The sequence below is a fragment of the Novosphingobium aromaticivorans DSM 12444 genome, assembly GCF_000013325.1.
GTDB lineage: Bacteria > Pseudomonadota > Alphaproteobacteria > Sphingomonadales > Sphingomonadaceae > Novosphingobium > Novosphingobium aromaticivorans.
In genome coordinates, this window is record NC_007794.1 from 1,887,543 (window position 1) to 1,909,257 (window position 21,715).

Here is a 21,715-nt window from a genome sequence, read left to right on the forward strand (position 1 = left end):
GCGGCGAGAGTGCGGGGCACGGGTTGGATTGTCAAATGCAACTTATATTGCCCGACCGATTGCAGGCGAAACGGGACTTGGGTTTGTCGGGCCGATCCCCTAAAGGCGCTCCATGATCGCTCTGCCTGTCCGGAACGGGCGGAGGCAAACGGCATTTGGAGATATCATGGCAAAAGTTCTCGTCATCGGCGCAGGCGGCGTCGGCTCGGTTGCGGTCCACAAGATGGCGATGAATGCCGATATCTTCACGGGCATCGCGCTCGCCAGCCGCACAAAGTCGAAGTGCGACGCCATTGCCGCCTCGGTGAAGGAGCGCACCGGCGTCACCGTCGACACCTACCAGATCGATGCAGACGACGTCGCCGCGACGACCGCGTTGATCAACGAGGTCAAGCCCGTCCTCGTCGTCAATCTCGCGCTGCCCTACCAGGACCTGCACATCATGGACGCCTGCCTTGCCGCCGGCGTCAACTACATGGATACCGCGAACTACGAGCCGATCGACGAGGCGAAGTTCGAGTATTCGTGGCAGTGGGCCTACCAGGACAAGTTCAAGCAGGCAGGCCTCATGGCCCTGCTCGGTTCGGGCTTCGATCCAGGCGTGACCAGCGTCTTCGCCACCTGGCTCAAGAAGCACAAGCTCGACACGATCCGGACGCTCGACATTCTCGACTGCAACGGCGGCGATCACGGCCAGCATTTCGCCACCAACTTCAACCCGGAAATCAACATCCGCGAAGTGACCGCGCCTGCGCGCCACTACCTGAAGGGTGAATGGGTCGAAACGCCTGCCCTGACCATCCGCCATCAGTTCGACTTCGAGGAAGTCGGCCCCAAGAACATGTACTTGATGTACCACGAGGAACTCGAAAGCCTCGCCAAGCACCTGCCCGAGATCGAGCGCATCCGCTTCTGGATGACGTTCGGCGATGCCTACATCACGCACCTTACCGTGCTGCAGAACGTGGGCATGACCCGCATCGACCCGGTCATGTACGAGGGCAAGGAGATAATCCCGCTCCAGTTCCTCAAGGCCGTTCTGCCCGAACCGGCCAGCCTCGGCCCGACGACCAAGGGCAAGACAAACATCGGCGACATCGCCACCGGTCTCAAGGATGGCGTCGAGAAGACCTTCTACATCTACAACATCTGCGACCACGAGGACGCCTACCGAGAGACCGGCAACCAGGCGGTCAGCTATACGACCGGCGTGCCCGCGATGATCGGTGCCGCGATGATGGTGCAGGGCATCTGGTCGGGCGAAGGCGTGTTCAACATCGAGCAGTTCGATCCCGATCCCTACATGGACATGCTCAACAAGCATGGCCTGCCCTGGCAGGTGAAGGAACTGGCGGGTCCGCTGGAGTTCTGATGAATCCGTCGGCCCTATATCCGGTACTCCTGCTGGCCGGGTCGAATCTGGTGATGAACGTGGCGTGGTACGGTCACCTGAAGGTGCCGAACCGCGCCCTGTGGATCGCGGTCCTGGCAAGCTGGGGGCTGGCGTTCTTCGAATACTGGATGGCTGTCCCCGCCAACCGCATCGGCTCGCGGGTCTATTCGCTGGCCGAACTCAAGACGCTTCAGGAGGTGATGTCGCTCTCGACGTTCCTCATCGTCGCGTGGGTCATGTTCGGCAGCCGACCGGGCCTCAGCCAGCTTGCCGGCATGGCGCTGATCGCGGCAGGCGCGTTTCTCGTCTACAAGTCGCCGCTTGGATAAGGATTGATCGATGGAAACCAGAGCCGGCGATCCGGGCGCCTTCGCGCAGTTCGACCTGTCGCGGGTCGATAGTCCCGCCTTCGTGGTCGACGCCGCCAGGCTGCGCGCGAACCTTGCCGTGCTGGCCGATGTGCGCGACCGCGCCGGGATCAAGGTGCTCGCCGCGCTCAAGGCTTTCTCGATGTGGAAGGTCGCGCCCATCGTCGGACGCTATCTTGATGGCGTTTGCACCTCGGGCCTGTGGGAGGCTCTGCTCGCCGCCGAACATTACCAGGGTGAAATCGCGACCTATTGCGCGGCGTACAAGGCCGAGGACATGCCGGAAATCCTGCGCCTTTCCGACCATGTAATCTTCAATTCCCCCGGTCAGTACGACCGCTTCAAGGCCGAGATCGCCAACGCTCGCACCCGGGGCGAAAGCTTCGACATCGGCCTGCGTATCAACCCGCTTCACGCCGAGGGCGAGGTGCCCCGCTACGATCCTTGCGCGCCGCATTCGCGCCTCGGCTTTCCGGTGGACCAGCTTGTCCCCGAACACTTCGAGGGCGTCTCCGGCCTGCACTTCCACACGCTGTGCGAGCAGGATTTCCAGCCGCTGGAGCGCACCTGGCAAGCGCTCGAGCCTCGCATCGCGCCCTATTTCGGCCAGCTCAAGTGGCTCAACTTCGGCGGCGGCCACCATATCACCCGGGCAGATTACCAGCGTGACGATCTTGTCGCGTTCTTGCGCGATGTGAAGGCCCGCACCGGCTGCGAGATCTACCTTGAACCGGGTGAGGCGGTCGCGCTCGATGCCGGCATCCTCGTCGGCACGGTGCTCGATACGCACTGGAACGGCATGCAACTCGCCATCACCGACATTTCCGCGACGTGCCACATGCCCGACGTGATCGAGGCGCCCTATCGGCCGGCCATGCTCGGCGAATTTCCCATCGACGAATACGAGGACGGCGGGGAAGGGCCGGCGCCCGTCCGTCTCGGCGGTCCATCGTGCCTCGCTGGCGATGTGATCGGCGACTATCGGCTGCCGGTGCCGACAGAACCGGGCGCGCGCTTCGCCTTCCTCGACCAGGCCCACTACTCGATGGTCAAGACCACGACCTTCAACGGCGTGCCGCTGCCGTCGATCTGGTTGTGGGACAGCGAGACCGACGATCTGGAGAAGGTGCGCACCTTCTCCTACGAGGACTTCCGCGACCGCCTTTCCTGATGCATCCTCCCGCCAACGACAATCGAGGCGGGAGAATGGCATGGCAGGCGAACTGCTCGACGGGCTGACGAGCGATCCGGTGCGTATGGGCTGGATGCAGGGCTCGCCGCCGCCGCCGGAAAAGGTCCTGCTTGCCGCTCGCGCGGATCACATGCGCTTTCCGATGATCCGTTGGTCATATTCCAACATGCGCCAGTTCGTGCCCACGCGCCGCGTCGCCGCTTCGGGCGAGGGACGGCCGTTCGAGCGCGCCTTGCGTCCCGATCTCGCGGACGTCTCGTTCGTGCCGCTCGGCGGCGATGATCCGGTCGCATTCGGACAATCGCTGGCCGAGGCCTTTACTGATGGCATCCTTGTCCTTCACCGCGGCAAGGTCGTGCTCGAACGCTGGCTCGGCGTGACCGGACCCCAGACCCGCCACATTGCCTTTTCCGTGACCAAGAGCTTCGTCGGCACAATTGTAGAAATGCTGGCGGATGAAGGGCGCATCGATCCGGCGGCAATGATTTCCGCCTACCTGCCCGAAATGGCCGGCAGCGGCTTTGCCGACGCGACGGTGCGGCAGGTGCTCGACATGACCACCGCGCTCGATTTCTCCGAGGACTACGCCGATCCCGAATCCGGCATCGGCGCCTACAGCGCAGCGCTCGGCCTGACCCCGCGCAAGCCCGACTACGCGGGGCCGGCCGACTTGTGGAGTTTCCTGCCGTCGGTGGCGAAGTCGGGCGATCATGGCCGTGGCTTCACCTACCGCACGCCCAATACCGACGTTCTTGCGTGGCTGGTCAGCCGGGTAGAGGGCCGGCACTTCGCCGATGTCCTGACCGAGCGTTTGTGGCAGCCGCTCGGAATGCTGGGTGATGCCGACCTGATCGTTGACCAGGCGGGCTCGCCCTTTGCCGGCGGCGGCCTCAACCTCCGTCTGGAAGACCTTGCCCGCTTTGGCGAGGCCATGCGTCTGGGTGGCCTTGGCGTCATTCCCGCCGGCGTCGTCGCGCGCATCGCCAGCGGCGGCGATCCAGCGCATTTCGACCGCACCCGCTACCCGCAACTTCCGGGGTGGAGCTATGGCAGCCAGTGGTGGATCAGCAACAATGCCCATGGATGCTTCTCCGCACGGGGCATCCACGGGCAGACGCTCTGGGTCGACCCGGCGGCTGAAATGACCATCGCTCGATTCGCGTCGCATCCCACTGCCGCCAACGGCGCGAACGACCCGCTATCCCTGCCTGCGTGGGCCGCACTGGCCGATGCTCTAAGTCGCTGATAAATAGCGATCTGTCTGGAATTGTTCCGCTTTTTTGCCAGGCCGTTGCGGCGGGGTCCTTTTTCACTTGAGATTCATCGCAACGGCCTTATTTACCCCCCTCTCGCTGCCCCATGGGGACTTCCAAACCGCAAGGCAGCCTTGTTCAACGTTCCGTTTGGGGGTCCCTTGAGTTGCACATCCATCCTGACGCACTGGCTGTAGTTCGCGCCTCGGCGCCGGACCAACCCGCCATTCTCAATCGCCCGCACGCCGCTGCGCGCGCTGCCCGCTTCTTTGTGGAGAAGTTTCCGGGCAAGTCGCTCTATGCGGTGAAGGCCAATCCTTCGGCCGATCTGCTGCGCGTCCTTTGGGATTCGGGCGTGACTCACTACGATGTTGCGTCGATCGCGGAAGTGCGCCTCGTGCGCGCGACGCTGCCGGAAGCGACGCTTTGCTTCATGCACCCGGTAAAGGCGCCCGCCGCCATCCGCGAAGCCTACGAACAGCACGGCGTGCGCGTGTTCAGCCTCGATTCCTTCGAGGAACTGGAAAAGATCAAGGAAGCCTGCGGCTTTGCCGAGGACCTGACGCTTTGCGTGCGCCTGCGCGTCTCTTCCGATTATTCGGAACTCAGCCTTGCATCCAAGTTCGGTTGCGATCTGACCAATGCCGCGGAACTGCTCCAGGCAACGCGTCAGGCTGCGGATTCTCTCGGCGTCTGCTTCCACGTCGGCAGCCAGTCGATGAGCCCGCATGCCTATGTCCAGGCGCTGGAGCGCGTGCGCGCGGCCATCGTCGACGCGTCGGTCACGGTCGACATCATCGATGTTGGCGGCGGCTTTCCGTCGATCTATCCGGGCATGGAACCGCCCCCGCTCGAAGATTACTTCGGCGTGATCGACCGCACCTATGAATCGTTGCCGATTTCCTACTCGGCGGAACTGTGGTGCGAACCGGGCCGTGCGCTCTGCGCCGAATACAACTCGATGATCGTGCGGGTCGAGCGCCGTCGCGGCGCGGAGCTCTACATCAACGACGGCGCCTATGGCGCGCTGTTCGATGCCGCCCACGTCGGTTGGCGCTTCCCCGTTCGCGTCCTGCGCGAAGAGGTGGCGAACGACGGCGTGGAAATCGAGATGGAGCCCTTCAGCTTCTACGGCCCGACCTGCGACGACATGGACCACATGGAAGGTCCGTTCGAGCTTCCGGCCGACATGAAGGTGGGCGACTACATCGAGATCGGCATGCTTGGCGCTTATGGCGCGGCTATGAAGACCGCGTTCAACGGCTTCGGCGCAACCGAGGTCTTCGAAGTCTCCGACGAACCGATGGCGAGCCAGTATCGCGGCGACCGTCGCGACCCTCGCGTGTCGGACAACGTCGTCTCGCTGCGCTGAACCGCGCAAGCCTGAATGAGACAAGGAAAGGCCCTGCCGAAAGGCGGGGCCTTTTCGTTGCAGGGTGCGGCGTTACCCGGGCATGCGTCCCCACAGCCACCATCCCAGTGCCGTCACGCCCGCGATCCAGACAAGCAGGATGGCGACCAGTCCTGCAGCCGATCGCGGCCGTCCAACCTTCAGCGCCTGCTCGCGCAACTGCGCCATGACCCCTGCAGGAATCAGCCGGATCGCCAGCAGGATGCCCAGTGGCACGAGGATCACGTCGTCGAGGTAGCCGATCACCGGAATGAAGTCCGGTATCAGGTCGATGGGCGAAAGGGCATAGGCCGCGACGATCCCGGAAACGATCTTCGCCGCGACCGGTACGCGCGGGTCCCGCGCGGCCAGCCACAACGCGACGACATCACGCTTGATGTCCCGCGCCCATGCCCTGATCCGCCGACCTGTCGTGCCCGAAGCCATGAGTTCCAGATGGGGCCGGGGAGGGGAAAGGCAACTGCGCCTAGTCGAACCCGACGAAGCGCGCCGCCTCGTCGACGCTCTTGCGCAGACTGACCACGGCATTGGCCGGGAAGTCCGGGTCGGGCCAGCCCATCGCGACGGCCTTCATGATCACCTGATCGTCCGGAATGCCCGCATGTTCTCGCACCACGGGCGACTGCATGATGCCTTGCGAATTGATCACGCAGCCAAGCCCGCGCGACCACGCCGCGTTGACCAGTGCGGTCGTCACCGCGCCGCAGTCGAACGCGGTATCGTCGCTGCCCGACAAGGTCCGGTCATAGGTCACTATCACGCAGACCGGCGCGTCGAACTGGCGGAAGCCGCGCAGGACCCAGTCCTGCCGCGCGGGCGCATCGTCGCGGGCGATCCCCATCGCGCCGAAGAGTTGCTTGGCCACTTCCACCTGCCGTTCCCGGTGCACGCCTGCAAACGGTTCGCCCCTCCGGAACTCGCGGCTGTCGGGTTCGCCCGCCAGGATGCGTTCGGTATTTCCCTTGCGGATGCGGTCCAGCGGCTCGCCGGTAATTACGTGGAAGTGCCAGGGCTGCGTGTTCATCGAGGATGGCGAGCGCATGGCGAGGGCGAGGATATCTTCGATCACCTCGCCCGGCACCGGCTTGTCGAGATACCCGCGGATCGAACGGCGGCCGAGGATAACCTCGTCGTATGACGGAACCGACATGCACTCTCCTGGAGTTTAATTGATCGGTTAAGGCTAGCGCGTGCGCGGTGAAAGGCAAGGGGAGTGAAGAGCGGCACCCGCCAATTGCCAAAGTCCGTCACTCTGAAGCGCGTTCAGCATGACGACTTCGGACGCGCCTTGGACGGCCTTCGGAAGCCTTCAATGCAACGAAAAAGCCCTCCCGGTTGGGGGAGGGCTTTTCGCATCCATTGAAGGCTGGGCTCAGGCTGCCTTCTGCAGTTCCATTTCCATGCGCTGCCAGATTTCCACCAGCGCTCCGGTAAGCTCGTCCATCATCGCCTCGGTGTGCGACGGTCCCGGAGTGAAGCGCAGGCGCTCGGTCCCGCGCGGCACGGTCGGGAAGTTGATGGGCTGCACGTATACGCCATACTCCGCCAGAAGTATGTCGCTGATCTTCTTGGCCTTTACCGGATCACCGACCATCAGCGGCACGATGTGCGTGGTCGATGGCATCACGGGAAGGCCGGCGTCGGCGAACGCCTTCTTGAGGTAGGCCGCCGCCGCCTGCTGCCCGTCGCGCTCGGCGCTCGACGCCTTGAGGTGGCGGACCGATGCGAGAACGCCCGCTACCAGAACCGGCGAAAGCGAGGTGGTGAAGATGAACCCCGGCGCATAGGATCGGATCACGTCGATGATCCGCGTGTCTGCCGCGATATAGCCGCCCATCACGCCGAAGGCCTTGCCCAGCGTGCCCTCGATGATGTCGATGCGGTGGGCCGCCTCGTCACGATCGGTGATGCCGCCGCCGCGCGGTCCGTACATGCCGACGGCATGCACTTCATCGATGTAGGTCAGCGCGTTGTACTTCTCGGCCAGGTCGCAGATCGCATGGATCGGCGCAATGTCGCCATCCATCGAATAGACCGACTCGAACGCGATCAGCTTTGGCAGCGCAGGGTCGGTCTCGGCGAGAAGCTGTTCGAGGTGTTCCACGTCGTTGTGGCGGAACACCCGCTTTTCCGCACCCGAGTTGCGGATGCCCGCGATCATCGATGCGTGGTTCAGTTCGTCCGAGAAGATCACGCAGCCAGGCAGGATCTTGGCGAGCGTCGACAGCGTCGCGTCGTTCGAGACGTAACCCGACGTGAACAGCAGCGCCCCGTCCTTGCCGTGAAGGTCGGCCAGCTCGTGCTCAAGCTCGATGTGGTAGTGGGTGTTGCCGCCGATGTTGCGCGTACCGCCCGAGCCCGCGCCGACGTTGTGCAACGCCTCTTCCATGGCCGCGATCACCTTGGGGTGCTGGCCCATTGCGAGATAGTCGTTCGAACACCACACCGTGATCGGCTTGGGGCCGTTGTGGCCCGCAAAGCAGCGCGCGTTGGGGTAGGCTCCCTTGTTGCGCAGGATGTCGATGAAAACGCGGTAACGGCCTTCGGAGTGCAAGCGCTCGATGGCAGAATCGAAAACCTGATCGTAATTCACCCCGCCGCTCCTTCCTGTAACAGAGGCGCAGACGCGCCCCCGAGGCCCGATCCCTCTGGGCCACCCGGCGAATGAGCGGCTTCTACGCCTGTTGCCCCGGCAATGCCAGCATCATTTGGCACAACCATCCGAAAGTCGGATCTAATTGACTGATAGGGTTTTTGCGGGGGCGGGAAGGCGACTGAAGCCGGCCTTCGCAGCGGTGGCGGCAATCCAGTCGGGATCATGCGAGGGCACTATCACCAGCGCCTCGTGCCTGGCCTTCAGGCGCTTGAGCGCGTCGAGCCAGGCGAAGGCAACCGGCCGGTCCTCTGGTGCCAGCCAGTCGGCGACGAGCCGGGAGCGCGGCGTCGGTATCTCGTAGTTGGCGCGCAGCGAGGCGGTATCTCCGGCGAACAGATATTCCCGACCATCGGCAAGCCGGACATAGATCATCTGGGAAGCCGGCGTATGCCCCGGCGTGGCGACCAGCACCACGCCTGGCGCCACGGGCTGGACCGGCTCCGCCAAGCGTGGCGGAGGCAACAGCCGCGCATTCTCGCGCCAGAGCGCATTCATGCCCTGGAGCATGCGCGGCGAAAGCACGGCCTTGCCCGCCACGGCCTGGAATGGCTGGTGATCGAGAAATCCGCCGACGTGGTCGACATGCTCGTGCGTGAACAGAAGAAGCTCGGCCTGCTCCATCCAGCGGCCCGCCAGTGCCATCGCGCGGCCGTCGTATTCCTTGAAGCCCATCGAGGCGGCATCGTTTCGCGAAAGGCCGCTGTCGATCACGATGCCGCCGCGCGGCGTGACGATTCGCCAGACGACAACGCCGCTGGAAATTGGCCTGAGCCCCGTTCCTGCCGCCAGTGCGGCGCCGGGAATGCGCCGGGTTGCGATGATCGCATATTCCAGTCCGGTCGGCTTCTCGCCCGGCATGGCGTCCGACGCCTTGCGAAGAGCTGCGATATCGATGCTGCGGCCGGGCAGGGCCGGTTGCCCCCGGTTGACCAGGAGCCAGTAGTAGGCCGCCGCAAGCAAGATGAGGAAAGCAACGACGATCCTGGAAAAGCGACTCATTGAACGGCCCCCACCGTCAGAATATCCCGATGCGGCCAAGCCCGTGCGCTGCAAGCGCGGGGCCGAGCCGGTCGACGTCCTCGCCGCCGCGCGTGAACAGCGCGAGGTCGGGTTCCGTCCTGCGCCAGGCCTGTCCCTGCGTGAGGTGGGCGATGCGGCGGGCAATGCCGTCCGATCCGTCGACGAACCGGACTTCCGGCCCGAAGGCTTCGCGCAATTCGTCCTCGACCAGCGGGAAGTGCGTACAGGCAAGCACCACCGTGTCGATCCGGTCTCCGCCGGGCATCGCGCGCAGGGCCGCTGCGGCCCGGGCATAGACGGCCGGATCGACCCGTTCGCCGCGCAGCTTGGCTTCGGCCGCGGCTACGAGTTCGGGCGCGCCGTGGCGCAGCAGGTGCTTGTCGGCGGCGAACTCCGCCTCGAGCCGGTCGACATAGGCCTGCCGGATCGTCGCTTCGGTGCCAAGAAGCCCGATGACGCCGGTGCGGGTAAGCGCGGCGGCAGGCTTGATCGCCGGAACGGTGCCAACGATCGGCACTTCCAGCACTTCGCGGACCGATGCCAGGGCAATGGTCGACGCCGTATTGCAGGCGATGCACACCAGGCGGGGCGCCAGCCGTTCCGTCAGTCGGCCGAGCAGACCCGAGACGCGCGCGGCGATCTGCGCTTCGGTCTTCGCGCCATAGGGAAGGCCGGCGTTGTCGGCGACGTAGATGACCGGAGCCTCGGGCAGCACGGCCCGCACCTTGCGCAGCACCGAAAGCCCGCCAACGCCCGAATCGAACAGGAGCAGCGGCGCTCCCGGATCGACCGTGGCCGCTTGGTTCGCAACTGTGCCCGTTCCCGTCATCGCCCGGCTTGTATCGGTAATGGGGGCAAAATGGAAACAGCCCTCTTTCGCTTTTCTCGTCGGATTGGGTATGGAGTGCGGCGTGGAAACGCTCTTGCCTCTTGTCGTCGGCTATGTTCTGGGCTCGGTGCCCTTCGGCCTCATTCTCACCCGCCTGACCGGCGCCGGCGACTTGCGCGCCATCGGTTCGGGCAACATCGGCGCGACCAACGTGCTGCGCACCGGCAAGAAGGGCCTTGCCGCGGCAACGCTGCTGCTCGACCTGGGGAAGGGGCTTGCCGCAGTGCTGATCGTCCGCCACGTGTGGCCCGGGGCAGAGGCACTGGCCGCGCTCGCAGCTGTGCTGGGCCACTGTTTCCCGGTCTGGCTGCGGTTCAAGGGCGGGAAGGGCGTGGCAACGCTCATGGGCGTGTCGCTTGCTCTCGCCTGGCCGATCGGCCTGGTCTATGCCGTCACATGGCTCGGCGTCCTGTTCTTGAGCCGCATCTCCTCGCTCGGGGGGATGAGTGCGGCGGTCGTCGCGCCCGTGGCGGCGGCGGTGCTCGGATACGCACCCTACGTTCCGGTTCTCGCGCTGCTGGCTCTCCTCGTGCTGTATCTGCACCGGGAAAACATTGCCCGCCTTCGCGCCGGAACCGAACCGAAGGTCGGCAGCAGGAAGTGAACGCGGCTGCCGCAGCCACGCTGACCCGGGACGAGGCGTTTGCCCGTATCCGCCTGCTGCGGTCCCCCAATATTGGGCCGGTAAGCTACCACCAGCTCCTGCGCCGCTTCACCACCGCCAGCGCGGCCCTGGAAGCCTTGCCCGATCTCGCCGTGCGTGGAGCGGCGCGCGGAAGGGCGGCTTACCGCCCTATTCCGACCGAACGCATTGAGCGCGAAGTGGCGAGGGTGCGGGCGGCGGGCGCACGATACATGTTCCATGACAGTCCCGACTATCCGGCGCTCCTCGGAAATCTGGAGAACCCGCCGCCAGTACTGACGGTGCGCGGGGATGCGGCGCTGCTTTCCCGGCCGTCCGTCGCGATGGTCGGGGCTCGCAACGCTTCGGCTGCGGCGGTCAAGCTTTCGCGCGACTTCGCTTCGGCGCTGGCCGCAAGGGGCTATGCCGTAGTCTCCGGTCTTGCCCGAGGTATCGATGCGGCTGCGCATCGCGGTGCGCTGGCCGGCATGGCCGACGGGGGCGGCACCGTCGGCGTGATCGCCAGCGGGATCGACGTCACCTATCCGCCCGAACATGGCGACCTGCAGGAGCAGGTTGCGCACGAGGGCTTGCTGATCGCCGAGATGCCCCCGGGGACCGAGCCGCTGGCCCGGCATTTCCCGTGGCGCAACCGAATCATCGCGGGCCTTGCAACCGGTACGTTGGTCGTCGAGGCCGCGCCAAGGTCGGGGTCGCTGATCACGGCCCGGCTCGCGGCAGAGGCGGGGCGCGAGGTGATGGCCATTCCCGGCTCCCCGCTCGACAGCCGTTCCCACGGGTGCAACCAGCTTATCCGTGACGGGGCGATTCTCGTGCAGTCGCCCGACGACGTGGTCGAACTCCTGGTCGGCTTCGAAGGACAGCCGCGCTCCACCGTTCGGGAGGTTCCGGACGATTTCGCATCTGACAGCTGCGACGAACAGGCGGACGTTGCGGACCTTTTGACGACCGCGCCGATCGGTGTCGATGAACTGATCCGGCAAAGCCGGGCAAGCGCGGGCGCGGTGCAGATGGCGCTGATCGAACTCGAACTGGCAGGCAGGCTCCTGCGTCATGCCGCTGGCCGTGTTTCCTTGAAGGGGTGACTACGATGGCAGACCTTCGCCTTGCGCGCCGCATCTTCCGGGGTGCCGCAATCTACGGCTTCATCGTGCTTCCGCCGATGCTGCTCGCGCCCTGGCCGCAAAAGGGCCCGGAGGTGCTGGTCGGCTTCGTCGGCCTGGCGCTGGTGTTCCAGGCGGTGTTCTGGATCATCGGCGGCGATCCGCGCCGCTACCGGCCGGTCATGCTCGCGGCCATCGCGGAAAAGCTGGTGTTCGGCGTACCCGCGCTGGTTCTGGTGGCGCAAGGACGGACGGAACCCGTCGTGGGCTTCTTCGCCGCCATGGACGTCCTGCTCGCAGCCGCTTTCATGGTGGCCTATCGGGCAACCCCGCCCGATCCTCCGGCTTGACGAGGGCGGGGTCCGGTCCCCACCCTCGCGCACACGTACACGTAAGGACTACCTTTCATCGCCATGCAGCTTGTCATCGTAGAATCCCCCGCCAAGGCCAAGACCATCGAGAAGTACCTCGGACCTGGCTACAAGGTGCTGGCCTCCTACGGCCACGTCCGCGATCTCCCCGTGAAGGATGGGTCCGTCCGCCCGGACGAGGATTTCGCCATGGATTGGGAGCTTTACGGGGACAAGCAGGCCCGCGTGAAGGCGATCTCCGATGCGGCCAAGGGCGCGGACCGACTGATCCTCGCGACCGACCCTGACCGCGAGGGCGAAGCCATTTCGTGGCACGTCAGGGAACTGCTGGCGAAACGACGCGTGCTTCCGAAGGAAGTCGAACGCGTTACTTTCAACGCCATCACCAAGCAGACCGTGACCGACGCGATGAAGAAGCCGCGTGCGCTCGACCAGGACCTGATCGACGCGTACCTGGCTCGCCGCGCGCTGGACTATCTGTTTGGGTTCACGCTTTCGCCGGTCCTGTGGCGCAAGCTGCCCGGCGCCAAGTCGGCCGGGCGCGTCCAGTCGGTCGCCCTGCGCCTCATCGTCGAGCGCGAGCGCGAGATCGAGGCCTTCCGCGCGCAGGAATACTGGTCCGTCATCGCCCGGCTCGAACATGCCGGCACCGAGTTTGCGGCGCGGCTCGTAAAGTTCGACGGGCAGAAGCTCGACAAGCTGACGCTGGGCGATGAAGGCGCGGCGATGAGGGCCAAGGGCGTGGTCGAGGCCGCGACTTTCCGCGTCGAGGAAGTCGAGACAAAGCCCACGCGCCGCAACCCCTATCCGCCGTTCACCACATCGACCCTGCAACAGGAAGCCGCGCGCAAGCTCGGCTTCTCGGCCAGCCACACCATGCGCGTGGCGCAGACGCTCTACGAAGCGGGCGCGATCACCTACATGCGTACCGATGGCGTGCAGATGGACCCGAGCGCCATTTCGGCCGCGCGCAAGGCCATCTCGGATCGTTACGACGGCCACTACCTGCCCGAAAAGCCCCGCCATTACGAAACTAAGGCCAAGAACGCGCAGGAAGCCCACGAGGCGATCCGGCCCACGGATTTCTCGAAGGACCGTTACGGGTCCGCCGACGAGGCGCGGCTCTACGATCTGATCTACAAGCGTGCGATGGCCAGCCAGATGGCGTCGGCCAATATCGAGCGGACGACCGTTACGTTGCGCGACGGCACCGGAAAGCACGAACTGCGCGCCACTGGCCAGGTGGTGAAGTTCCCCGGCTTCCTCGCCGTCTATGAGGAAGGTCGCGACCAGAAGCAGGATGGCGACGAAGAGGATGGCAGCCTGCTTCCCGCGATGGCATCGGGCGATACCCCGGCCAAGCGCGGGGTCGATGCCACCCAGCACTTCACCCAGCCGCCGCCGCGCTATTCGGAAGCGAGCCTCGTCAAGCGGCTCGAGGAACTCGGCATCGGCCGTCCTTCGACCTACGCTGCAACCCTTCAGGTGTTGAAGGACCGCAACTACGTCAGGACCGAGAAAAACCGTTTCTTCGCAGAGGAATCCGGACGACTTCTCACAGCATTTCTCGAGCGATTCTTCCCTCGCTACGTGGCTTACGAGTTCACGGCGGGCATGGAGGAGGAGCTGGACGACGTGTCCGGTGGACGCGCCGAATGGAAGAAGGTGCTTGCCGACTTCTGGCGCGACTTCAAGCCCAAGTCCGACGAGGTGATGGAGAAGAAGCCGAGCGAGGTTACCGCCGAGCTTGACGAGTTTCTCTCCGACTACCTCTTCCCCCCGCGCGCCGATGGCACCGACCCGCGCCTCTGCCCCAAGTGCGAAGAGGGCCGTCTGTCGCTGCGCGGCGGGCGTTACGGCGCTTTCGTGGCCTGCTCGAACTATCCCGAATGCAAGTATACCCGCAAGTTCGCGCAGCCTGGCGGAGCCGATGGCGACGGCGGCGAGGATGGTGCGCTGGGCAAGGATCCAGAGACGGGTCTGGAAGTCGTGCGCAAGGCAGGCCGATTCGGCCCCTACATCCAGCTTGGTGACGGCAAGGAGGCCAAGCGCGCCTCTATCCCCAAGGACATTGGCGAACTCGATCTGGAATGGGCGCTCAAGCTGCTGTCACTGCCGCGTGAAGTGGGCGTGCATCCGGAAACCGGAAACCCGATCACCGCCAGCATCGGGCGTTATGGCCCCTATCTGGCGCACGACGGCAAGTATGCGCGGCTCAAGTCCACTGCCGAGGTGTTCGAGACGGGCATGAACGCGGCGGTCATGCTGCTGGCTGCTGCAGCGGCCGGGGCGGGCGCGCGCGGCAGCCGTGCCGCGGCCGAACCCCTCAAGGTCTTCGGCGCGCATCCCACTTCCGGGGGTGAGATCAAGCTGATGGCAGGGCGCTATGGCCCTTACGTCACCGACGGCACCACCAACGCCACCCTCCCGCGCGACAAGCAGCCCGAGGCGCTGACGCTGGAAGAGGCGATCACGCTCATCGACGAACGTGCCGCCAAAGGCCCGGCCAAGGGCAAGAAGAAGGCCCCTGCCAAGAAGGCTTCGGCCGCGAAAAAGCCTCCCGCCGCGAAGAAGGCTCCGGCCAAGAAGGCGGCACCGAAAAAGGCCGCTGCTGCGGAATGACCCGGCGCTGCGGCCTGCCCCCGGGCGGGCCGCAGCCAGGCCGCGCGGCCCCTAGCGCCGTGGGCGGTAAAGCCAGTACACCCGCGTCCCCAGCGTGAACGAGGCATAACGCTCGTAGTCTTGCTGGAGCGTCGCGGTCACGATGCGGCGGGTTTCATGATTGGGCAGGTAGAGGCGTGCCGGGGCCCACATCAGGATGACGTCGGGCTTCGATGCCAGCACCTTGCGCACTTCGCTGACCGGATCGACGCCAATCGCCGGCGCCTCGACAAAGGTATTGAGGTGGTTCGGGAAGATCCGGGTCGTCGGCAGGCACGAATTGGTCGTGCGATAGAACGCCAGTTCGCCCTCGTAGATGTAGAGGCATCCGCCGCGCATTTCGCGCTCGATCAGCGCTTGCATCCGTTCGTACTGACCGGCGGTGCCATGCTTCCACACCTGGAAACCGGGAACGACAACGCTGGCGAGCGCACCGAAGCCTAGCAGGAAACGCCCGATGCCGCGCTCGGAAGGCACGATCCGCGCGAGGGCCGGCGCCGCGAGGATGGAGAGCGGGACCAGCAGCGGCGCGACGTAGTGGTCGTACCAGGTGCCGAACAGGATGAAGCCCGCGAACGCTGCCATCCCCCAGACCTTGAGCACGGCATGCGAGCGCGGATGCTGCCCGTCGGTCGCGTCGAACAGCTTGGGTGCCCGGAAGATCGCGAACCAGAACGGCAGCAGCGCGGCCATTTCCTTGGTCAGGCGCCAGGGCGCGCGCCAGCCGTCGGACTCGCGTTCGAAGATCGAGAGGAAGTTCGCATAGACGAACTGGTCGAGGTAGCCGTGCGCGGCATACCACGCGGCGGCGGCGGCGGTAGGCAGCAGGGCGACCGCCATCCACAGCACCGCGACGGCAGCGAGGCGGCGATAGCTCCATACGTCGGCAAAGGCGCGGGACAGCAGGATCAGGCCGAAGGCCATGCCCTCGAACACCACGGTGTACTTGATCTGGATCGCCAGCCCCAGCAGCAGCATGATCGCGCAGCCGCGCCAGATCAGGGCGTCGCTCTCGTATTTCTTGACCGTGTCGACCACGCCCAGGGCGGCCAGTGCCACGAACAGGTTGTAGAATACCGGCGCCTGTCCCATTGCCGCGTTGAAGGCGGGCATGAACAGGATATAGGCAACGCCCGCCTGCCATGCCGCGGCCGGCGAGGCGATTTCCCGGGCGAGGCGGGCGATGACCATCGCCGTGCCCATCGTCGCCAGAATGGCTCCGGCTTGATAGCCTAGCACCGGATCGCCTGGGATCAGCGACAGCGCCTCGTAGACAAGGAACAGCCCGATGGGCTTGCGGTCCCAGATGTCGACATAGGGGATCGCCCCGTCGCGCATCCGTTCGGCCACGAACAGGTAGAATTGTTCGTCGATGTGGATGACGGGATTGCCGATCAGGAACCCGCGCGTAAGCAGCACCAGGCAGAGATAGGCGAGGGCAGTGGCCAGCCAGTCCGGGATCTGCAACGGCCGCAGGACCGCTGCGGCGCGTACAGGCATGGGAATGGCGGCGCGTACACCGATGACACCGCCAGTATCACTCATCCACGCGCTCCGTCACTGCTGCACCCAGGACGTTAACGAGCGACGCGCCCGTTCCCTTCGACGGCAATTTGCGAGCGACATAAACCATCAATCCATTACGGACAAGTTTCTGTTGCGCTGCAACAATCCGGGCTGGAAAGCTGACAGGCAATACTATTTGAAATCAGTGCAGTAGCTACTTCATCAATTTCACAAGCTTGACCAGCGCCGCTGCCGCTTCAGCATGTCCGAGCCGGTTCGGATGGACCGGGATGCCGTCGTCGGCCGGGGCGGAAAGGCCGTTGCTCCAGGGCTTGGCAGAGCATGGATGGTGCCGGCGCGAGATATGCGAGAACTTGAGCAGCGATGCACCCTCTTCTCGCGCGACCCGTGCGGTAATCCGGGCAAGCCGTTTCGCGGCGCTGCGGCTCTGGGCCAGCCGGTCCGGCGAAATCGCCATGGCAGCGCAAGTGCCTGATGGCGGCAGGACCGTGATGTAATCGACCACCACCACCCGGGCGAGAGGCGCGCGGGCGTGGATCTGGCGTACGATGGAGCGCATCCGCTCCTCGTCGGCCTGCCACTCTTCCTCGGTGATCTCCCGCCACTTGCCGCAGCGCGGATCGGGCGACGCCATCTTCTCGCAAGCGGCGGCGAAGATGTTGCCGACGAACGACACATCGTTTCCGCCGATGGTCAGGGTGACGAGGCGGGTGTCGCCATTCACGCTGTCGATCTGAGGGGGAACCTCGTTCCAGGGGCCCAGCACGTGGTGGGTCGTCGCGCCGCTGCAGGTCGCATCGACGAGATCGAGCTTGAGCGCCTCGGCGAGCAGGTGCGGGTAGTTGAGCGTGCCCCGGCCGCAGCGTTCGGGCGATCCGGGCGCGTTGGGCCCCACGCCCGGACCTGCGGCGAAGGAGCTTCCCAGCGCAACGTAACGCGCGCCTTCGGCCAGCGGTGCTTCCCGCGCGACCGTAGCCGCCGGAGCCAGCCCGGCAAGGGCGAGAAGTACTGGGGCGCAGCGGCGCGCGAAGAGCTTCACTTGACCCATTCGAGGCCGATTTCCTCGTAGATTTCCTTGGCGTCGGCCCAGCGCTCGTCGACCTTCACATGCAGGAACAGGTGCACCTTGGTGTCGAGCAATTGCGAAAGTTCCTTGCGTGCGGCCTCTCCGATCGCCTTGATCTTCGCGCCACCCTTGCCCAGCACGATCGGACGCTGTGTCTCGCGGGCAATCACGATCTGCTGGTGGATCTCGATCGAACCGTCCTTGCGATGGAGGTACTTCTCGGGACGTACGGTACTGTCATAGGGCAGCTCGTCGTGGAGCTGGCGGTAGAGCTGTTCGCGCGTGATTTCGGCGGCCATCAGGCGCTCGCTGGCGTCCGAGACCTGGTCTTCGGGATAGTGCCACGCGCTTTCGGGCATGAGTTCGGCTAGACGCCGCTTGAGTTCCGGCACGCCGTCGCCGGTCAGTGCGGAAACGAAGAACACCTCGTCGAATGCCGCTTCCCCGGTCAGCGCCTCCGCCATCACCAGCAGTGGCTCCTTGGGCGTGGAATCGACCTTGTTGAGCACGAGGATCTTGCGTTCCGGCCGTTCGCGCAGGCTGGCGAGGATCGGCTCGAGATAGTCACGCTTCTTCTTGCGTGCATCGACCACCAGCAGGATCGCGTCTGCTTCCTGCGCGCCGTCCCATGCGGCGCTCACCATTGCGCGGTCGAGCCGGCGGCGCGGTTCGAACAGGCCGGGCGTGTCCGCAAGGATGATTTGCGCCTCTCCTTCGAGCGCGATGCCCATGAGCCGCGCGCGCGTTGTCTGCGCCTTGGCCGAGACGATCGCCACCTTCTGGCCGACGAGCGCATTGACGAGGGTCGACTTGCCGGCATTCGGCGCGCCGAGGACGGCCACGAGGCCACATTTTTCTGTCATGTTCTTGTTCTCTGTCCGTATCTCGGAAGACTATAGGCCATCTGGCCGTCAGGCATAAGCCTGCATGAAAGCCCGGGCAGCGGCGGTTTCCGCTTCCTGCTTGGAAGATCCGCGCGCGCTTGCCTCGCCCACGCCCTTGACCTCGACCGAAACGGTGAAGGTGGCGGCATGGTCCGGCCCCTCGCGCGAAACGAGCGTATAGACCGGCGGCTTGCGGCGGTTGCCCGCTGCCCATTCCTGAAGCGCGGCCTTGGGGTGCTTGCGCTGGCCGGTGCCCGAGAGCATCGGCTTTTCCCAGGCCTTGCGCACGAACTTGCGCGCCGCCTCGAATCCGCGCTCCACGAAGAGCGCACCGATCAGCGCCTCCATCACGTCGCCCAGAATGTTGTCGCTCTGTGCGCCCCCGTCATCGCGCGCCTGCTTGCCAAGGCGGATGTGCCCGGCAAGGCCGATGGTTCGTGCGACATCGGCGCACGTCTCGCGACTGACCAGAGCGTTGAGGCGCTGCGAAAGCTTGCCTTCGGCGGCATCGCTCTTCTCGTGAAGCCAGTCCGCTATGGCGAGGCCAAGGACACGGTCGCCGAGGAACTCGAGCCTCTGGTAATCGCGCGGCTCGCCCATCGATCCGTGGGTGAGGGCTTCCGCCCAGATTTCCGGGCGCGCCGGCGCTGCACCGGTGAGGGCGGCGATGAAGGCGCTGGCCTCCGGGGCAAGCGCGCTCAGAACGTGCCCCCGATCCGGTTCCAGCGGGCAGCGGTGAACCAGGTCCAGGGCAGGAACCAGTTGGCGCTGCCGTCGGTCGACCACATCATGATCGCGGCACGGCCGACGAGGTTTTCCTGCGGAACGAGGCCGATGCCGCCGCCTTCCATTGCCGGGAAGCGGCTATCCATCGAATTGTCGCGGTTGTCGCCCATCAGGAACAGGTCGCCCTCGGGGACCACCACTGGCGGGGTGTCGTCGACAGGGCGCTGGCCGAGGTCGAGTACGTTGTAGGTCTTCCCTCCCGGCAACGTCTCGCGGTATTGCGGATAGTGGCAGGTCTGGCGACCATCGGCTTCCGTCGCGGCGAATTCGGGCGACAGGCAGTCCGTGTTCGGGCTCACCGGAATGACGAAGTCCTCGACCCGCTCCTTGGGAACGGCCTGGCCGTTGAGGTGCAGCACGCCGCCGATCATCTGGACCGTGTCGCCGGGAATCCCGATTACCCGCTTGATATAATCGACATCATTGCCCGGGGGCGCCTTGAAGATGACCACGTCACCACGCTCGGGCTGCCCGGCCATGATGCGGCCGGGGATAAGCGGCAGGCTGAACGGCAGCGAATACTTGCTGAAGCCATAGGGCCATTTCGCCGCCAGCAGGTAATCGCCGTTTTCCAGTCTCGGGAGCATTGACTCCGACGGGATGTTGAACGGCGCGAAGATGAAGCTGCGGAAGATCGCCACGACCAGAACGAGCTTCACGAGGAAGACGGGGAAACTGTCCTCCTTCTTCTCCTTCTTTGCTGGCGTAACGGCGGGCACCGGGTCTGCCAAAGGCGCGGGCTGGTTTTCGGGCGTGTCGTTCATCGTCGCGGTCATGTTGGCAGCGAAGCCCTTCGTCAAGTGTGTTGTATAAATAATACACCTCCGAAATACGTCTGCACAGCTTGCCGCACGATGAACCGCGGCTTGGCGGGCGGGAACGTACCGGGCATAGGGCCATTGCGCGAAAGCGAGATCACGAAGGGGAATTGCGATGACGGTTGCCGAAGCGGAAACGTACTGGACGGCGCTGGCCGGGCTGCCGCGCCCGACGCTCAAGGAGCTGTTCTCCGATGCCGGCCGTCTCGATCGCTACGCCGCTACGCTCGACCTGCCGGGCGGCCCGATCCGCTTCGACTGGTCCAAGACGCACCTCTCCGCCGAAGTGGAAGCGGTGTTCGCCGCGCTTGCATCGGCGATGGACTTCGAAGGCCGCCGCGCCGCGCTGATCGAGGGCGCGAAAATCAACAACACCGAAGGCCGCGCGGCCGAGCACACCGCTCAGCGCGGCATCGGCAACGAGGCCAGCGTCGAGGAAGCCGAGGCGCTCCACGCCCGCATGCGCATGCTGGTCGACGCGATCCACGCCGGTGCGCTTGGCGAAGTGCGCAGCCTGATCCACATTGGCATCGGCGGTTCGGCGCTCGGGCCGGCGCTGGCGATCGACGCACTGACCCGCGACGGCGCGAAGGTGGCCGTCCACGTCGTGTCGAACATCGACGGCTGCGCGCTCGAAGCCGCTATGAAGGCCTGCGATCCGGCAACGACGATGATCGCCGTTGCCTCCAAGACCTTCACCACGACCGAGACGATGACCAACGCTGCCTCGGCGCTTGAATGGCTGCGCGAGAACGGCGTTGCCGATCCCTATGGCCAGGTCGTTGCGCTCACCGCCGCGCCCGAGAAGGCGGTCGAGTGGGGCGTCGACGAAACCCGCGTCCTGCCGTTCTCCGAAACCGTGGGCGGGCGTTACTCGCTGTGGTCGTCGATCGGTTTCCCGGTCGCGATGGCGCTGGGGTGGGAAGGCTTCGCCGCGTTCCTCGACGGTGCGGCGGCTATCGATCGCCATTTCATCGACGCAGACCTGGCCGGCAACGTCGTCGTTCGCGCCGCCTTTGCCGATCTCTATTACACTCAGGTTCGCGGGTGCCAGACGCGTGCGGTCTTCGCCTATGACGAACGCCTCGCGCTTCTGCCGGACTATCTCCAGCAGCTCGAAATGGAATCAAACGGCAAGCGCGTCCTCGCCGATGGCTCTCCACTTACACGGCCAAGCGCGCCGGTTACCTGGGGCGGCGTCGGGACCGATGCACAGCATGCCGTGTTCCAGCTCCTGCACCAGGGTACGCACTTGATTCCGGTCGATTTCCTTGCCGTCAAGACGCAGGGCCACGACCTCGACCCGGCGCATCACCAGATCCTGCTTTCCAACTGCTTCGCCCAGGGTGCTGCGCTCATGGCCGGCAAGGCGAGCGATGACGGCGCGCGTGCCTATCCCGGCGACCGTCCTTCCGCGACGATCCTGTGCGACGATCTCAACCCCGCGACGCTCGGCGCGCTGATCGCCTTCCACGAGCATCGCACGTTCGTCTCTGCGGTGATGCTCGGCATCAATCCCTTCGACCAGTTCGGCGTCGAACTGGGCAAGGCCATTGCCAAGCAGATCGAGTCTGGCGGCGGCGAAGGCTTCGATCCGTCGACCGAAGCACTCCTGGCAGCGGTTGGCCTCGCCGGCTGATAGTTAGGCGCACTAACCGATTTTCTCGAAACCCT

20 protein-coding genes are annotated in these 21,715 nt (G+C 65.2%); 10 read left to right on the forward strand and 10 right to left on the reverse strand.

Features of this window, described 5'->3' with window-relative positions:
- The first annotated feature begins 166 nt into the window (after window positions 1-166).
- The 5 genes from SARO_RS08960 to SARO_RS08980 all read left to right on the forward strand — a co-directional run bounded on the left by SARO_RS08960 (window position 167) and on the right by SARO_RS08980 (window position 5,578).
- Window positions 167-1,372 (forward strand): saccharopine dehydrogenase family protein, encoded by a 1,206-nt coding sequence (locus SARO_RS08960; protein WP_011445440.1) that lies wholly within the window; start codon window positions 167-169, stop codon window positions 1,370-1,372.
- Window positions 1,372-1,722, forward strand: coding sequence for a DMT family protein (locus SARO_RS08965; protein ID WP_011445441.1), 351 nt, complete (start codon window positions 1,372-1,374; stop codon window positions 1,720-1,722). Before SARO_RS08960 ends, SARO_RS08965 begins: the two co-directional genes overlap by 1 nt.
- A gap of 10 nt (window positions 1,723-1,732) precedes the next feature.
- Complete coding sequence (nspC, locus tag SARO_RS08970; protein ID WP_011445442.1) at window positions 1,733-2,932, forward strand: carboxynorspermidine decarboxylase; 1,200 nt, start codon at window positions 1,733-1,735, stop codon at window positions 2,930-2,932.
- Window positions 2,933-2,972: 40 nt separating this feature from the next.
- Window positions 2,973-4,199, forward strand: a complete 1,227-nt coding sequence (locus tag SARO_RS08975) for a serine hydrolase domain-containing protein (RefSeq protein ID WP_011445443.1) — start codon at window positions 2,973-2,975, stop codon at window positions 4,197-4,199.
- A 173-nt stretch (window positions 4,200-4,372) separates the two neighbouring features.
- Entirely contained in the window at window positions 4,373-5,578 is a 1,206-nt protein-coding gene (locus SARO_RS08980) for a type III PLP-dependent enzyme (protein ID WP_011445444.1), read from the forward strand.
- 72 nt (window positions 5,579-5,650) lie between these two features.
- Here the strand turns inward: SARO_RS08980 and SARO_RS21730 are convergent, their stop codons facing one another.
- From SARO_RS21730 to murI, 5 genes are all read right to left on the reverse strand, one after another.
- Window positions 5,651-6,043 carry a YkvA family protein gene (locus SARO_RS21730; RefSeq protein WP_011445445.1) on the reverse strand — a complete coding sequence of 131 codons (393 nt, stop codon included), beginning with the start codon at window positions 6,041-6,043 and terminating at the stop codon, window positions 5,651-5,653.
- Between the two features lie 40 nt (window positions 6,044-6,083).
- Window positions 6,084-6,767, reverse strand: a complete 684-nt coding sequence (locus SARO_RS08990; RefSeq protein WP_011445446.1) for a nitroreductase — start codon at window positions 6,765-6,767, stop codon at window positions 6,084-6,086.
- Window positions 6,768-6,989: 222 nt separating this feature from the next.
- Window positions 6,990-8,210 carry a 5-aminolevulinate synthase gene (gene hemA / locus SARO_RS08995; protein ID WP_011445447.1) on the reverse strand — a complete coding sequence of 407 codons (1,221 nt, stop codon included), beginning with the start codon at window positions 8,208-8,210 and terminating at the stop codon, window positions 6,990-6,992.
- A 141-nt stretch (window positions 8,211-8,351) separates the two neighbouring features.
- The gene (locus SARO_RS09000; RefSeq protein WP_011445448.1) at window positions 8,352-9,272 is read right to left on the reverse strand and encodes an MBL fold metallo-hydrolase; all 921 of its coding nucleotides are present in this window, start codon (window positions 9,270-9,272) and stop codon (window positions 8,352-8,354) included.
- Window positions 9,273-9,288: 16 nt separating this feature from the next.
- Window positions 9,289-10,122 (reverse strand): glutamate racemase, encoded by an 834-nt coding sequence (gene murI / locus SARO_RS09005; RefSeq protein WP_011445449.1) that lies wholly within the window; start codon window positions 10,120-10,122, stop codon window positions 9,289-9,291.
- A gap of 70 nt (window positions 10,123-10,192) precedes the next feature.
- Here murI and plsY point away from each other — a divergent pair, with 70 nt between their 5' ends.
- From plsY to topA, 4 genes are all read left to right on the forward strand, one after another.
- Window positions 10,193-10,786: a glycerol-3-phosphate 1-O-acyltransferase PlsY gene (plsY, locus tag SARO_RS09010; RefSeq protein ID WP_011445450.1), complete on the forward strand. Its 594-nt coding sequence runs from the start codon at window positions 10,193-10,195 to the stop codon at window positions 10,784-10,786.
- Window positions 10,783-11,910, forward strand: a complete 1,128-nt coding sequence (dprA, locus tag SARO_RS09015) for a DNA-processing protein DprA (protein WP_011445451.1) — start codon at window positions 10,783-10,785, stop codon at window positions 11,908-11,910. The genes plsY and dprA overlap by 4 nt, the downstream gene beginning before the upstream one ends.
- 5 nt (window positions 11,911-11,915) lie before the next feature.
- Window positions 11,916-12,278, forward strand: a complete 363-nt coding sequence (locus tag SARO_RS09020) for a hypothetical protein (RefSeq protein ID WP_011445452.1) — start codon at window positions 11,916-11,918, stop codon at window positions 12,276-12,278.
- A 63-nt stretch (window positions 12,279-12,341) separates the two neighbouring features.
- Window positions 12,342-14,921, forward strand: a complete 2,580-nt coding sequence (topA, locus tag SARO_RS09025) for a type I DNA topoisomerase (RefSeq protein ID WP_011445453.1) — start codon at window positions 12,342-12,344, stop codon at window positions 14,919-14,921.
- A 51-nt stretch (window positions 14,922-14,972) separates the two neighbouring features.
- On the opposite strand, the gene SARO_RS09030 is transcribed toward topA, so the two are convergent.
- The 5 genes from SARO_RS09030 to lepB form a co-directional block, all read right to left on the reverse strand.
- Entirely contained in the window at window positions 14,973-16,505 is a 1,533-nt protein-coding gene (locus tag SARO_RS09030) for an ArnT family glycosyltransferase (protein WP_011445454.1), read from the reverse strand.
- Between the two features lie 175 nt (window positions 16,506-16,680).
- On the reverse strand, window positions 16,681-17,535 hold the full coding sequence (locus SARO_RS09035) for an SGNH/GDSL hydrolase family protein (protein WP_083760842.1): 855 nt from the start codon (window positions 17,533-17,535) through the stop codon (window positions 16,681-16,683).
- Window positions 17,523-18,416: a GTPase Era gene (era, locus tag SARO_RS09040; RefSeq protein ID WP_011445456.1), complete on the reverse strand. Its 894-nt coding sequence runs from the start codon at window positions 18,414-18,416 to the stop codon at window positions 17,523-17,525. The genes SARO_RS09035 and era overlap by 13 nt, the downstream gene beginning before the upstream one ends.
- Before the next feature lie 48 nt (window positions 18,417-18,464).
- Window positions 18,465-19,163 carry a ribonuclease III gene (gene rnc, locus SARO_RS09045; protein WP_041550954.1) on the reverse strand — a complete coding sequence of 233 codons (699 nt, stop codon included), beginning with the start codon at window positions 19,161-19,163 and terminating at the stop codon, window positions 18,465-18,467.
- Entirely contained in the window at window positions 19,136-19,987 is an 852-nt protein-coding gene (lepB, locus tag SARO_RS09050) for a signal peptidase I (protein ID WP_083760976.1), read from the reverse strand. Before lepB ends, rnc begins: the two co-directional genes overlap by 28 nt.
- 169 nt (window positions 19,988-20,156) lie before the next feature.
- Between lepB and pgi the strand changes: the two genes are divergently transcribed.
- Window positions 20,157-21,680: a glucose-6-phosphate isomerase gene (gene pgi, locus SARO_RS09055; protein ID WP_011445459.1), complete on the forward strand. Its 1,524-nt coding sequence runs from the start codon at window positions 20,157-20,159 to the stop codon at window positions 21,678-21,680.
- Window positions 21,681-21,715 lie beyond the last annotated feature (35 nt).